This is a genomic window from Photobacterium sp., assembly GCF_057456235.1.
The window spans coordinates 30,821-45,614 of the sequence record NZ_JBVCPH010000002.1; the positions used below are offsets into that span (position 1 = coordinate 30,821).

Below are 14,794 nucleotides of genomic sequence, written 5' to 3' on the forward strand. Positions count from 1 at the left end.
CTTACATGAAGTTAATGATTACCTTGCTGATGCTTGCCAGCCTTTTTTTGAGCGGTTGTAACGATCGGCAATCCAGAGTCAGGGAGTTCAGGATTGGCTTGATCGCGCCGATAAGCGGTCATATTCCGGAAGTAGGACTGGCCACGGTAGAAGCTGCGCAACTGGCTGTGCAGGAAGTCAACGACAGCGGCGGTCTGATCATTGACAATCAACGCTACCGGGTGGAACTGCTGATTGAAGATAATGAGGATAAGGCCGAGCAGGCTATCAGTGCTGCTCTGCGATTGATCAATCAGCAAAACGTCAGCGCCATTGTTGGTCCTCAGGCCAGCCGTAACGCGATCCCTGCAGCAAGATATGCCGAGTACGCCCGGATCCCTATGATCAGTCCCTGGTCGACGAATCCGGAAACAACCCGGGATAAAAGCTGGGTTTATCGTGTCGCTTTTGTTGATACTTTTCAGGGCCAGGTGATGGCAAGTTTTGCCTACGATGAACTGGGGTATAAAAAGGCAGCCGTGCTGTATGATATCTCCAGTGAGTACAACCGTAATCTGGCAGAGGTTTTCAGAACTGCTTTTAAGGCACTGGGAGGCGGGATCGTCGCCTTTGAGTTCTATACCCGCGACACCGAGGATGTTACTAAGCAGTTACGCCGGATTCAGGCCGCCGAACCCGAGGTGCTGTTTCTGCCCAATTACTACAATGAAGTGCCAGGCCAGGCCCGTCAGGCAAGAAAGATGGGAATAAGCGCCCAATTGCTCGGTAGTGATAGCTGGACTCAGATACCGGCAATTCAGCGTGATGCGATTGAGGGCGCTTTTTTCAGCACCCATTATGCCGTTGATACTTCCAATGACGAGACGATGAACTTCAGGGCGCGTTATCGTCAAGCGTTCAACAGGGAGCCTGACGATGTGGCCGCCCTGACTTATGATGCCTTCGGGATGTTATTCGAGGCCGCGAAACGTTATGGCGGGGTTGAACCAGAAGGGATCCGCGATGCGCTTAACAACCTCGACGTTTATAACGGTGTTACCGGGAAAATTAAGTTTCGTGATTCCGGTGACCCGATCAAAAGCGCTGTGCTGCTTGAGGTCAAACAAGGCGAATTTTCATTCAGTATGCGGGTTGAGCCCTGACGTCTCACGGTCACACACTCTTTTTGCAGTGTTTGAAAAAGCCAGCGGATTGCTCCACTGGCTTTAACTTGACTCTTTATTCGACATTCAGTTTTTGCTAAAGACCAAAAATTGGGTTGATAACGGCGGTAAAGTCACCTTGACGGAATACGGCAGGCCATGACTTGGCTCTTCCACCGCTTCAATACATTCATCGACGGCATAACCGCTGCCCCAGTAGCAGGTGGCATCCGTATTGAGTACGAGACGGTATTGCCCTTTCTCTGGCACACCCAGGGTATAACCGTTGCGCGGTTCTGGCGTGAAGTTACTGATCACCAGCACTTTGTCGCCATTGAGCGCGAAACGCTCATGGGCCAGTACGCTTTGCTCGGCATCATCTTGCACTCGCCATTGAAAACCTTCCGGCAAACAGTCGAGCTCATACAGTGCCGGAACACTGGTGTACAATCGGTTTAGGTCTCTCACTAAAGTTTGCACCCCTCGATGGCGAGGATACTGCAGCCAGTGCCACTCAAGCTGACTGTCGTGGTTCCACTCGGCACTCTGGGCAATTTCGGTTCCCATAAAGTTCAGCTTTTTCCCCGGCTGGCCATACATATACCCCATATAGGCACGCAGGTTGGCGGTTTTCTGCCACTCATCCCCCGGCATTTTATTCAGCATCGATCCTTTGCCGTACACCACTTCGTCGTGAGAAAGCGACAGAACGTAATTCTCACTGAATGCGTAAATCATGGGGAAGGTGATGGTATTGTGGTGGTATTTGCGGTGAATCGGTTCTTCTTTGATGTATGACAGACTGTCGTGCATCCACCCCATATTCCACTTAAAGCCAAAGCCCAAACCACCCATTGTCGTTGGTTTGGACACACCGGGAAAAGCCGTAGACTCTTCGGCAATGGTCATCGCATTGGGATAATGGCGATACACTTCTTCATTCATCCACTTCAGCAGGCTGATGGCATCATAGTTTTCATTACCGCCATCCTGGTTGGGGATCCATTCACCGTGCTTACGGGAATAATCGTGATAAAGCATGGAGGCAACCGCATCGACCCGCAAGCCATCAATATGGAAATGCTCAAACCAGTACAGCGCATTCGATACCAGGAAGCGGCGGACATGATCCCGGCTATAATCGTAGATATAGCTGCTCCAGTCCTGATGCCAGCCACGCCGCGGATCCGGGTCATTGAATAACGCGGTACCGTCAAAGTTTGCCAAACCGTGATCATCGGAGGGAAAATGTGCCGGCACCCAGTCAAGCACCACACCCAGACCGGCCTGGTGACACTGATCAACAAAAAACTTGAAATCATCCGGTGAGCCAAAGCGGCTGGTAGGAGCAAACAGGCCTATCGGTTGATAACCCCAAGAGCCATAAAACGGATACTCTGACACCGGCATCAGTTCAATATGGGTATACCCCATATCGGTTAAATAAGGGATCAGCTGTTGCGCCAACTCCCGGTAAGTCAGAAATTCACCGTGTTCATTCCTGCGCCATGACCCGACATGCAGTTCATAGAAAGACAGCGGCTGTTGGTGCTTTGATGTGACTTCCCGGGTTTGCCATGCCTGATCTTGCCACTGGTACTTGGCCTGATCAAAAACAAGCGACGAGAAAGACGGGTACTGCTCGGCATGGTAACCCCATGGATCGGCTTTATGGGGCAGGCCATTGCCAGCACGGTCTTTCAGCTCAAACTTGTAACACTCACCCTCGGCAAGCCCGGGAATGAATAATCCCCACAGGCCATGAGCCATGCGTTGCAAGGGATGGCGGCGGCCATCCCAGCCATTAAATTCACCGACGACACTGACAGCAGAAGCATTGGGTGCAAAAACCAGAAAACGAACACCTGACACCCGCTGGCCAGCTTTTTCCAGTGTGATGAGTTGTGCACCCATTTCTTTGTACATCTGTGACGGGGTGAAAAGTGCCTGGTCAGAAGGCAAAATACGATGATACTGATACGGGTCATTAATCGATTGCTGGCCGTCCGGCCAACACACCTGCAGCTGATAATTTGCCGTGGTCAGGTCTGTTTTTTCTTTCAGGATAAAACCACTGGCGGATTCACGTTCCATCGTGAAGCGTTCGCCATATTCGAGCTCTACCTCAACCTTTTCAGCTCCTGGCATCCATACCCGAAGTGAGATCTCTTCAGAATGGTATTGTGGCCCTAGAAAGGAAAAGGGATCTGAAAATGCGGCTCTCTCTAGCTGGCGGTATTCCTTTTCACCCTGTATTTCTCTGTTCAACGAAGTACTCCTTATTTAATCATTGAAGAGCTTTTGCTCGCACTTCTGCTAAGTGTGGTGTCAAATCGATAATTTCCTGATGGACAAAGACATCATCTAAAGCGGCAATGGACCTCCGAAAAGCCCTAATATGCGGGCTTTCGAGGTTAGAACGGCTGATTAAACGCCGGATACAGACTCTGTAGCTGTAGCGGATGGCAATCCGCGACCATCAAGGTACATCTCAAGGTACTGCTGTGCCGATTCCTGCCAGCTGAACTGGCAGGCTATTGCATTTTGTTGCAAGCGTTTAAATTCCTGTGGCTTTTGGCAGTAGAGCAGAAGGCTACGTTGCAGTTTAATCAACAGAGCCTCTGGGGTCGGATCGCTAAAGATAAATCCGGTCGCGACCTGAGGCTTGTCGTCATAGTCAATAACGGTATCAATCAGTCCGCCAACACCGCGAACGACGGGCAATGTACCATACGCCAAGCTGTACATTTGATTCAGGCCGCAAGGCTCAAATTCAGAAGGCATCATAAAAAAGTCAGCCCCGGCGGTAATACAGTGAGCCAATGGGTTGCTGTATGCCTCAACAAACGCGAATTGATCGGCATGCGCTTCGCTAATTTGACGTAAAGCCGACGCCAAGGCCGGATCGCCGGTTCCGACAATAACGACCTGAACCTCATTGACCAGGAAGTCGTTTAATATCGGGATCAGATACTGGATACCTTTTTGTTCGGTCAGGCGACACACCATGCCGTACACAGGTAGATCAACAACCGGCAAACCCACCTGTTGCTGCAAGTCTTTTTTGCAGGCCTTTTTGCCCCGAGCGAGGCTGATTTTATTTGCTTTGAATTTTTGCTTGATATAAGGATCGGTTTCCGGATTCCAATCGGCATAATCACAGCCATTTACAATGCCAGATAAATCACGGATTCGGTTTTGGAAGTCAGCCTCCATACCGTGTGAGCCGAGATGAGTCAGCAATTCTGAGGCATAGTTAGGGCTCACCGCATTCACTTTATCAGCATAAGCGACACCCGCTTTTAGCATACTGATATGGGAGGGATCTATTTCAGCATTAATGTAACGGTGCTGGATCAATTCTGGGATCAGGCGATACTGGTCGTAATTGAAAATACCTTTAAATACCGCATTATGAACAGTGAGCACACTCTTCGTATTAGCAAAAAAATCACTCTGGGCATAACGGGTTTTTAGTAAAAACGGCACCAGGCCGGCATGCCAGTCGTTACAGTGAATAATGTCTGGCTGAAAGTCGACTTTTTCACACATATCCAGCGCCGCTGCACTCAAGAAGGCAAAGCGCTCACCATTGTCTGGGTATGCCTGATTATTTTCGGCATACAATTCAGGGCGATCAAAGTATTGTGGTGCATCCAGCGCATAAACGGGCACATCACCACTTTTCAATTGCATGATCTGATACTCAACGGCAGCAGGCTGCGATTCTACGTATAGTGCTGTTGTAAGTAACGAAACCGCCTGGTCACGTTCTGTAACGGTCTTATAAAACGGCATGACAATTCGAACATCGTGCCCCATCTGCTTTAAAGCGGCCGGCAACGATTTAGCGACATCGGCAAGGCCGCCGGTTTTCACCAGCCCCTCTACTTCAGATGAAACAAATAAAACCTTGAGCGGCGCTGTTGGTATTACTTTCTTTTTAGTAGCCAATTTTCGCTCCTTTCGGGATCACAACAATACCGTCGTCAGATACGTGATATTTCTTTTTATCTTCTTCAAGATCCTCACCAATCACCGTACCCGGGGCAATCTGCACATCTTTATCGATAATCGCACGACGGATTATGCAGTTTGCACCTATTTTTACATCACCCAAAAGGACAGATTCAGAAATTGTGCTGTTGTGATCAACATTGGTGCGGAAGCCTAGTACTGATTGATAAATTTTAGCGCCTCGAATATAGCTACCGGCTGAAATCATGCAGTTATTAATATCTATCTTACAATTTTCGGTATCGAGAATTGTCGCGGGTGGCAATGGAGGATAATGAGTATGGAGCTGCCATTGGCGGTTATACAACGAAAAAGGGGCATCTTCAGAAAGCAGATCCATATGTGCTTGCCAGTAGGCTTCGATGGTACCGACATCACGCCAGTAGCCATTACTTTTCTCACCAGGGATAATGTTTGAATTGAAATCATAAACAAACACTTTTCCCAGCGGAAATAACTTAGGAATAATGTCTTTACCAAAGTCATGGCTGGAATTTTCGTTAGCCGCATCTTCATTTAATTCGGCGCACAAGGTGTCAGTATTGAAAATATAATTCCCCATTGAAACCAAGGCATGACCAGGATCACCCGGAATAGATTTTGGTTTGGCGGGTTTTTCTTCAAAACCAATCATGCAGCCTTTTTCATCGACTTCAATAACACCAAAGGCACTGGCTTCGTGAAGAGGCATACGCAAGGCAGAAACTGTCAGTTCAGCCTCTTTTTCTTTGTGGAAATCCAGCATTTGTTTCACATCCATTTTATAGATGTGATCACTACCAAAGATACAGACTTGGTCCGGTTCAGCCAGTTCAATAAAACCAATATTCTGATAAATAGCATCCGCTGTGCCATCATACCAGCGCTTGCCCATTCGCATTTGTGCCGGGATCGGGTCAATAAAACGGTCGGTGATACCTGTCAGGTTCCATCCCTTTTTCATGTGGACATACAATGACTGAGACTTAAATTGAGTCAGTACATATATCTTCAGAATATCGGCATTCACAAAGTTGTTTAATGCAAAATCGATAAGCCGGTAACTCCCGCCAAATGGAACCGCAGGTTTAGTCCGTTTATCCGTCAAAGGGCGTAATCGAGACCCCTCGCCGCCAGCCAGTATCATTCCTAAAACGCCAGACATCCTATACTCCATTATTACTATGCCGTTAATGCATGCGCAATTCGTATACATCATATTGGTTTATATCATATGGTGTATTTAATTTGAACTGTAAAATTAATAAAGGTGAAGTCATGTATACCTACATCACAGGTTATATTCTTTATGCAAATTCTTCACATTTTTAGCCATGACTAATGAGTCTATAACAAACGATCTTAAGGCCCAGAGTCTATGATGGGTAAAATGACGCTAACAGGATAAAATAAAGTGTTTATTGGCTTTGGGGAAGCGGTGGGTCAGAGGTATCGCAGATGGTCGGAACTGTACTTTTAGCTCGCAGTTATTCATTATTTACAAGCGGTAAACAATATTACCGAGCCAGCATGATTTCTAAACGTGCACCAACACGTTCGGCTAAATCGGCAAGTTCGCCGACCCATTCGATAATTTGATATAAAAATATGGCATCAATGGGATTTAAATCGGCTTCTATTGCCAATAAAGAACGGCGCAACTCAATTTGCATAGAATCGGTGCCATCTTCAATTGTATCGAGCTGATTGATCATTTTGTCAACCTGATCCACTTCGCGACCCTTAAAACCCGTTTCTAACAAGTCATCAAGTTCGTTGATCGCATCGGCGGCTTTTTCGGCCGCATCAATGCAGAGGCTTAAGTAATCAAAAAACTGTTTAGATAGTTCGTTGGGGATTTGTAACTTACGGCCGATTACCCGGCCTGAAATATCTTTGGCTTTGTTGGCAATCTTATCCTGCTGAGTCAGCAGTTCAAGCACATCGGTACGTTGTACCGGCATGAAAAAATTATTGGGTAATTCAAGACGGATTTCGCGCTTTAACCGATCGGCCTCTTTCTCTAGTTCCGATATCTGCTTGCGGATCTCTTCGGCCTTTCCCCACTCATTCTCGACACAAGCATGGAAAAATGGTTTTAATTGATGACAACATTGAGTAACCAGTCGAATATGCTTCTCTAATGGTTTCAGTGGCGATTTAGCAAAGACATCCAGTATCAAATTTCTTGTCATAGTGTGATCCAACGAAGTGATAGCTTCATGTTCAAATTTCAGACTGTTGCATGATGAGAACACGTTAGCTTATAAATTAGATTGTAAACAAAACATTGGCCTTCAGTCCTAATTATATATCTGGTTCTCGGTAATGTTATTATTTTACAACTTTGTTGTATTAAGAATAACTTATTTTCGTTTATGCCAATCATCATCAAGATTACCGGTATTAAGCAAAATGACCTCAATTTCTTCGATGATCTCTTCCCGGCGCAGGACATTAAATTGCTGGGTCAGTTCATCAGATAGATTGTCAAGGTGCTTGACTGCGCCTTCAAGATGTATCATGCGACGGTGGTTTTCCTCTATCAAAGAGGTATAGAGCAATTCATGCAAAGCAGCAAAAAGATACTGTTCGGTCAGATCGAACAGAAACCTTTTGGGGGGGAGGTTGAGTATCGGCGGATACGGAAAGCGCGGAGATTGCTGCCGGTTATGCTCAAAAGGCGGTAATAATTTTTTCGTGACTATACCTTCCTCGCCACTATGGTAAACACTATACAAACTTATTACCGTGTGTTGCGCCTGCAAGTCAGCGAGAGCTTCCACGGCACGGTCGAGAATGGCGGGTACTTCCTCCACGACGCTCGGGCCATCAATTCGGGCAAAGACGTGCATATCGTCTTGCATTAGGTTGTAAAGCTTGCGTCCGACCACAATTAAGGTTGGCTGCATGCTCGGGTGGGCCTTTAAAGACTGCTCAGTATGACGTATTACGGCTTGGTTGAAATCACCGCAGAAGCCCCGCTCGGTTCCGATCAGAAGGTAGACCGGGGTCGCCTCCATGGTTTCTGGCAGTGCTTCGGGGTGAAAGCTAATAAAGTCGGCGGCCACTTCCGTTAAACCTTCAACGACCTTGTGCTGAGAATCAAGAAACGTGCTGAGCTTGCGGCTTTCCATGTAGGCCAGAGTTTTCATGGCGTTCAGAATATTTCTGATCTCGTGCAGGCTATGGCGATGATGTTGTAAGTCTTGGCGTCGAGTCATCGGGCATTTTCCTCGGCGTTTACCTGATCGGTTGTGGCGGATGACAGCCAATCGGTTACCGCATGGCTCCATTTGTCCCTCGGGCTGTCAAGCGTCAGGCTGGTTTTTTGTGCCTGGTGCTCGAGGATATCAAGAAGTGAGCGAATTTTTTTCCGCTCGATATGATTGAAATGACCATCGTTAAAAGCCACGAGCCATGCCAGTTGAGAAGCTTCATCGAGCGGTGAGAATTGTTCTTGCTTGAGGATCTCTCTTAATATCAGGCCGCGTTCAATCGCCGCTTCCATGGAGGCCTCCAGGCGAGCGCCAAAGCGGGTGAAGCTCTCCAGCTCGAGGAACTGCAGGTAATGTAGTTTCATACTCCCCGCTTCCTCCTTGATGCGAGGGTGCTGTGCTTGTCCGCCAATACGAGAAACCGAACGGGCAATATCGATCGCAGGACGGAAGCCGCCGGTGTACAGGTTGCGTTCAAGGTAGATCTGGCCGTCTGTTATCGAGATCAGGTTGGTGGGGATATAGCCGGCGATTTCTCCCTGCTGGGTTTCGACAATAGGCAGAGCGGTCATGCTGCCGCCGCCATGTGCCGGACTCAGGCAGGTGGTGCGTTCCAGCAGTCGGGCATGTATCGAGAAAATGTCGCCGGGATAGGCTTCTCGTCCCGGTGGCCGCCGCAAAAGCAGCGACAGCTCGCGGTATATCTTAGCGTGAGTACTGAGATCGTCATACACCACCAGCGTGTCGTGGCCTTGCTGCATCCAAAACTCGGCAATTGCGCAACCGGAAAATGGCGCCAGGTGTTGTAAGCCGGGCAGGCTGCTCGCCTCTGCAACCACCACTGTTGTATAGTCCAGCGCCCCATATTCGCGCAGAATGTCGATGGTATTGATCACGGTAGAGCGTCTCTGACCGATGAGTACATAGACGCAGCGTACATTTTTATTGCGTTGGTTAATCAACGTATCCAGCGCGAGTGCACTTCGGCCCAGACCTTCGTCTCCAATGAGTAACTGGCGTTGCCCCTTGCCGATGGGGATCAATGTATCAATGATCTTGATCCCCGTATACAAAGGCGAATGAACAAAGTCGCGGCTGATAATGGGCGGGGAAACGCTATTGATACGCTGCCATGCTGAAGCGTTCGACGCGGCTTTGCCATCAAGCGGGATGCCCAGCGGATCGACGACCCGGCTGAGTAATCCGTCACCGACAGGTACGCTTAAAGAGTGGCAGGCACGGTGGACCGGCGTACCCGAGGTCAGGTTTTTTGTTTCATGCAATAAAACGGCGCCGACCTGATCGTCGGTCAGATCAAAGACCATTGCTCGGCTACCGTCCTCCAAGGTGAGGATATCGTCCATTGCCGCCGAAGGAAGCCCTGTGATCCTTGCGATGCCATCACCGACCGATAGCACGATGCCACGCTCCTCGATGCGCAAGCCCGATCGAAAATCCTTGAGCCACTCGGCTTGCTGCGAAAGCGGACTGCTGAGTTCGTATTCATTTACTGGCATAGGCAAATTCCGCAAAACCTTTTAAGTCATCCTGTACATTGGCATGTAATCTCCAGGCGCCGATAGTGATTCGCAATCCCGCCAACAGCTCAGGATCCTGGTCATAATGTACCGGTACTGATAATCCGGTGATGGTTGCGATCACGCTCTCCAGCTGTTGCCGCTTGTTCTCGGGTAATGGGTACACGCTGGTGATCGTAATCGATTCAGGTAACTCCCCCCATTGCAGCCGCAGGGCGGCGGTATCGTCACGGGAGAGTGTGGATAAATCGTTCAGCAATATATCCAGCAGACGTGCTTCCAGTTCGGGCCCGGAGGCTCTACTGAGCAGGGCGGTGGCGAACTGCGCACTCTGCTGTAATGCCTGGTACTCTATCTCACGAGTGGCTTCCATCCGTTGGCGAGATTCGGCTACCTTGGCTTTTTCTCTTTCCTGTTCAAGTGTCTGTCTCAGCAGATTTAACTTAGATATCCGCTCGGCGTTAAGCTCCTCCATCAACTCGGTTCGTGCCAACTGACACTCATGCTCCCAATTCGCCAGGCGGTTTTTATATTCTTTTTTTAATACTGTGGACTCATCATTAAGGCGCTGGGACTCGGCGAGTTGTTCCTCAATACTGGTACGACGCTGGGTGATCACCGCCATAACCGGTTTAAAAAGAAAGTGCTTGAGAATCCAGACCAAAACCAGGAAATTGATGATCTCCAGCAGGAAAGTAGACCAGCTAAACTCCACAACATCACTCCTTCATGGTGGCGTGCTATCAACGTCGTTGCCTGCTTGACCTATTTAATAAGGTATTCCAGCAGCGGATTTCGGAACAATACGATCAGCACGATAACGAGTACGTATATCGCGAGTGACTCAATCATGGCCAAGCCGATGAAGAGGGTGCGCATTATTGCTTTCTCCGCCTCGGGTTGACGCGCTAATGCATCCATGGCTCGGCTGACAGCCCACCCCATCGCAACCGCCGGCATCATGACACCCAGTGATATACCGAATATTGCTGCAGCGGTCGATGACGTGACGAAGATAGATAAATCAGGCATTCGATTTTCCTTCTTGTTGCTGCCGCTGGTGTTGATATTGCAGACCGCCGGCGACATAAATGAGTGCAAGCATGCCGAAGATGTAGGCCTGTACCAGCGCTTCGATGATGTGAAGCATCAGGATTGGCACCGGTGCCAGGAATCCCGCCACCATAAGAAACATTAAGGCTGCCATTTCCAGGCTCATCATGTTGCCAAACAGCCTCACCGCCAGAGCCACTGTACGGGTGATTTCCGCGATGAGGTGAAACGGCAACAGGATTGGACTGGGTGTGATGTAATGGATCAGGTAGCGCTTCAGGCCCTGAAGCCGGATGCCGTACCAGTGTGTTGAGAGGAAGACGATAATTGCCAGCGCGGAAGTCGCCGACAGGTCACGTGTCGGGGAATGGACCCCCGGGATGAGTCCGCTGAGATTGGCGATAGCCAGGAATACCCAAAGGCTGCCAATGAATGGCATCAGGCGTCGGGCGTGTTCAGGTGCGACCTCCGCAATAGCATCCTCAATACTGACGATGATGCCTTCAACGGCGGTTTGCACCAGTCCGGGACTGACACATAACCGGCGCGATAATAACCAGGCGAGCAGCCATACGACGCCGATGATTATCCATGTTGTGACTACCGTGCTGTCTATCATACCAAGCGCAGCATGAAGTCGGTTGGTGCCGGTAAGCTCTCTTTGTTCATGGCACTATTCCTTTATAAAAAGATAGACGTTTACTGCTCCCAGCATTACGCCGAGCAGGATCAGGCTGGTTGTCCAGCGAATAGAGTAACCGTCCATCATGCCGTCTAGCCAATGGCCCAGATAGGCCCCACCAACAATGGGCAACACAAGAAGCAGACCTAAGGTACCAATGTAGATGGTCTGACCGATAAGCGTCTCTCGCTCGCGCTCCGCTTTCTTCATGCGGTTTGCCTGACGTTCTATTTTTTCTTTCAAACCATTAAGTCTGGGCATAGTATTAAACCGACTCTTTTTTGCCAATTTCCCAAAACCGCTTGAACACTTCCTCTTCCATATGATGAAGGCTTTCTTTGAGCTTCTGTAACATCTCTTCCTCTGCGAGCAGTTGTTGTTGTAGAGCCTGGCTTAAGCGCATGTAGTCATCGTCCAGCAGATAGCGGTAGGTACACAATGTGAGTATGTTGTGGTGAAAATAGATAACACCGCCAGGTACAGCCAGGTATTTCCAGCGACCGCTGCCGATTCGGTACTTCGTTATCCCGATCGACATAATCGTCATGAAACGCGCGTGATCTGCCTGTATTCCGAAACTGCCGGAGGCGTCTTCACCAACAAAAGAGGACACATCCGCTATTTCCTCGGAATGAGTGGCGTCCTGTAGCTGGAGCCTAAATGCCTTCACCGTACCAAATCCTCCATCACGCCCCGCATATAACAGCGCTCTTCGGGGATCTCATCGTAGTGACCAAGCAGGAAATTCTCGCAGTCGGTAAGCGTCGATTCCAGCGGTACCGACACGCCGGGGATCCCGGAGTGGACGGCTGTCGTCCAGAAAGGTTGAGTCAGATAACGTTGAAGCTTGCGTGCCCGCATGATGATTTTACGATCGGCAACCGAGAGCTCTTCTACCCCTAGCATCGTGATAATGTCCTCCAGCTCATGGTAGCGGGCCAGGTGTTCCCGAACACCTTCTGCAATGCTGTAATGGCGTGGTCCGAGGGTATGGCGATCCATCAGCTTGTTGCTTGACTGCAAGACATCAACCGCGGGATAGATACCTTTACTGGCTTGGGCTCGCGACAAGATCACGGTGCTATCTAAGTGGCTGAGGATAGTGCTGACTGCCGGATCTGCCATATCATCGGCAGGTACATAAACCGCCTGTACTGAGGTGATTGAACCGTTGTGGGTCGAAAGGATCCGGTCTTGCATTTCGGCGACATCCGTCGACAGGGTGGGCTGGTAGCCTACGGTCGCCGGCATACGGCCGAGAAGGCTGGAGACCTCGCTGCCGGCCTGGACGAAGCGAAACACGTTATCCATTACAAACAGGACATCTTTTTTCAGGGCATCACGCAGATACTCGGCATAGGTCAGCGCCGAAAGCCCGACTCGGAAGCGGACGCCCGGCGACTCATCCATTTGCCCGAATACCATCAGCGTCTGCGGCAATACCCCGGCGTCGCGGATCGCGTGCCAAAGCTCATGACCTTCGCGTATCCGTTCGCCTACGCCAGAAAAGACCGAGACTCCCTTGTGGAGTGTAGCGACGGAGTGCATAAACTCCATGATCAGAACCGTCTTGCCAACGCCTGCCCCCCCGAACAGCCCTGTTTTACCGCCTTTGATAAAGGGGCAGAGCAGATCGATGACTTTGATCCCGGTCTCTAGCACTTTGCCGACTCCCACAGACTCATGGATCGGAACGGGCTTGCTATGGACGTCACGGTATTCCGTTGTATTAAGCGTGCTGCCGCCGTCAAGCGGCTCGCCGAAAATATTCAGTAAGCGTCCGAGGCAGTCGGGCGTAACCGGGACATGGAGTGACGCGCCAGTGTCATAAACCGTCATGCCCCGGTGCAAAGAGGCATTTCGGTGTAAAATGATGGTGCGGATATGGCGCTTATCAAGGTGTTGGTGGACTTCGAACAGGTAGGTTTCTTCAGCAATGTTGGCACACAAGGCCTGATGCAGAGGCGGTAGTTTAACACAGTCGATGACCGCCACTGGGCCGTGGATCTCAGTAATAACCCCTATAGGTACCGGCTTCCTTTCTGCTTCAACCATGAACGCCTCAGCCACAAATTGTGTGTCGAACGATTAATTTGCTTGTATTTTTATGCTTTATATTCTCATCGTAGCAGAATTGCCCAAGATTGCTGTATGGCCTGTGTGGTTGACCTTATGTGTCACGTTATAACTATTCTATTGACTGCAGAGGGTTGGGGGACTGAGGCTTAAAGCCCCTCGGTGACTTGGACAGGTATTATTTCTGTTCAACTAAGATCAGTTCTTTTGTGTCGAAACCTAATTCTTCAGACAGGGTAATAAATCGTTGCAAGATCTCAGGTGCGATGTCTGGAGTTCGGGATAGCAACCATAAATACGACAAGTCAGGACCTGAGACGAAAGCATACTGATAATTCTCTTTATCCAAATCGAATACGACGTAGGAGCCATAGAACGGACCAAAAAAAGATACTTTTAAATAACCTTCATCCGGTGATTTTACAAAGTACGCTTTTCCTTCTGCTTCTTGCCATTCACCTTCTGATTCAGAGAAGCCTCGATTAAGAACAGCAACACCACCATCTTCTCGCAAATTGTATTCAGCAGTAACGTTTGTTAGACCTCTTTCAAATGAATGGTCGAGTCGAGCTATTTCATACCACTTACCGAGGTAATTATTAATTTCGAATTCATTTACCGGAGTTACTCGCTCTGGCATACCAAGGCAGCCACTTAGAAACAACAATGAGATAATGCTCAGTATCTTTTTCATGTTTTCTGGTACTCCTGATTTCTAAAGCTAATAATCAATAAGTGAAGGACACTTTACGATAGTTATGATAAACGAAGAAATCACTTAATGCTTTTTGCTTTGTTTTATTAGAAACCGTTCTAACTAAACGTTTTATGTTTTCCTTTCTAATCGAGGGATTGAACCTTTTCCTGAGTGATTTAATACCACTGTTCCCGTATGGTCCGTCCAATGTTGGGCATCCTATTTTCGGCTCTAAAGCTCTAGTGTTCGATCTTTTAGCGGTGCCTCGCTCCGCACATTGCGCATATCGATAATTATATCTGGATAATACTTAGTCTTGAATGTTGTGCATTTAGTGGCACTAAAACAAAGTTTGTATTAAAAAAAGAAAATAAAAAACAACAGTGTTCAAT

General features: G+C 48.8%; 14 protein-coding genes. 1 reads left to right on the forward strand and 13 read right to left on the reverse strand.

Annotated elements, in window-relative coordinates; translation table 11 throughout:
* The first annotated feature begins 5 nt into the window (after positions 1–5).
* Positions 6–1,142, forward strand: a complete 1,137-nt coding sequence (locus AC2204_RS02845) for an ABC transporter substrate-binding protein (RefSeq protein ID WP_318923978.1) — start codon at positions 6–8, stop codon at positions 1,140–1,142.
* Between the two features lie 87 nt (positions 1,143–1,229).
* Here AC2204_RS02845 and glgB read toward each other — a convergent pair whose 3' ends face one another.
* The 13 genes from glgB to AC2204_RS02910 form a co-directional block, all read right to left on the reverse strand.
* Positions 1,230–3,410, reverse strand: coding sequence for a 1,4-alpha-glucan branching protein GlgB (glgB, locus tag AC2204_RS02850; RefSeq protein WP_318923979.1), 2,181 nt, complete (start codon positions 3,408–3,410; stop codon positions 1,230–1,232).
* A gap of 159 nt (positions 3,411–3,569) precedes the next feature.
* Positions 3,570–5,096 carry a glycogen synthase GlgA gene (gene glgA, locus AC2204_RS02855; protein WP_318923980.1) on the reverse strand — a complete coding sequence of 509 codons (1,527 nt, stop codon included), beginning with the start codon at positions 5,094–5,096 and terminating at the stop codon, positions 3,570–3,572.
* Positions 5,086–6,303, reverse strand: a complete 1,218-nt coding sequence (glgC, locus tag AC2204_RS02860) for a glucose-1-phosphate adenylyltransferase (protein ID WP_318923981.1) — start codon at positions 6,301–6,303, stop codon at positions 5,086–5,088. The genes glgA and glgC overlap by 11 nt, the downstream gene beginning before the upstream one ends.
* Before the next feature lie 352 nt (positions 6,304–6,655).
* Positions 6,656–7,333, reverse strand: a complete 678-nt coding sequence (locus AC2204_RS02865) for a TIGR00153 family protein (protein ID WP_318923982.1) — start codon at positions 7,331–7,333, stop codon at positions 6,656–6,658.
* A gap of 171 nt (positions 7,334–7,504) precedes the next feature.
* Positions 7,505–8,362, reverse strand: a complete 858-nt coding sequence (locus AC2204_RS02870; protein WP_318923983.1) for a F0F1 ATP synthase subunit gamma — start codon at positions 8,360–8,362, stop codon at positions 7,505–7,507.
* The gene (locus tag AC2204_RS02875) at positions 8,359–9,873 is read right to left on the reverse strand and encodes a F0F1 ATP synthase subunit alpha (RefSeq protein WP_318923984.1); all 1,515 of its coding nucleotides are present in this window, start codon (positions 9,871–9,873) and stop codon (positions 8,359–8,361) included. The genes AC2204_RS02870 and AC2204_RS02875 overlap by 4 nt, the downstream gene beginning before the upstream one ends.
* Positions 9,860–10,609 carry a F0F1 ATP synthase subunit delta gene (locus AC2204_RS02880; protein ID WP_318923985.1) on the reverse strand — a complete coding sequence of 250 codons (750 nt, stop codon included), beginning with the start codon at positions 10,607–10,609 and terminating at the stop codon, positions 9,860–9,862. The genes AC2204_RS02875 and AC2204_RS02880 overlap by 14 nt, the downstream gene beginning before the upstream one ends.
* A 50-nt stretch (positions 10,610–10,659) precedes the next feature.
* Entirely contained in the window at positions 10,660–10,926 is a 267-nt protein-coding gene (locus AC2204_RS02885; RefSeq protein ID WP_318923986.1) for an ATP synthase subunit c family protein, read from the reverse strand.
* Complete coding sequence (locus AC2204_RS02890; RefSeq protein WP_318923987.1) at positions 10,919–11,566, reverse strand: F0F1 ATP synthase subunit A; 648 nt, start codon at positions 11,564–11,566, stop codon at positions 10,919–10,921. The genes AC2204_RS02885 and AC2204_RS02890 overlap by 8 nt, the downstream gene beginning before the upstream one ends.
* A gap of 54 nt (positions 11,567–11,620) precedes the next feature.
* Entirely contained in the window at positions 11,621–11,890 is a 270-nt protein-coding gene (locus AC2204_RS02895; RefSeq protein WP_318923988.1) for an AtpZ/AtpI family protein, read from the reverse strand.
* A gap of 4 nt (positions 11,891–11,894) precedes the next feature.
* Positions 11,895–12,242: a F0F1 ATP synthase subunit delta/epsilon gene (locus AC2204_RS02900; protein ID WP_413466659.1), complete on the reverse strand. Its 348-nt coding sequence runs from the start codon at positions 12,240–12,242 to the stop codon at positions 11,895–11,897.
* Positions 12,243–12,295: 53 nt separating this feature from the next.
* Positions 12,296–13,684 carry a F0F1 ATP synthase subunit beta gene (gene atpD / locus AC2204_RS02905; RefSeq protein ID WP_318923990.1) on the reverse strand — a complete coding sequence of 463 codons (1,389 nt, stop codon included), beginning with the start codon at positions 13,682–13,684 and terminating at the stop codon, positions 12,296–12,298.
* A 199-nt stretch (positions 13,685–13,883) separates the two neighbouring features.
* The gene (locus tag AC2204_RS02910) at positions 13,884–14,399 is read right to left on the reverse strand and encodes a lipocalin family protein (RefSeq protein ID WP_318923991.1); all 516 of its coding nucleotides are present in this window, start codon (positions 14,397–14,399) and stop codon (positions 13,884–13,886) included.
* Between the last annotated feature and the right edge of the window lie 395 nt (positions 14,400–14,794).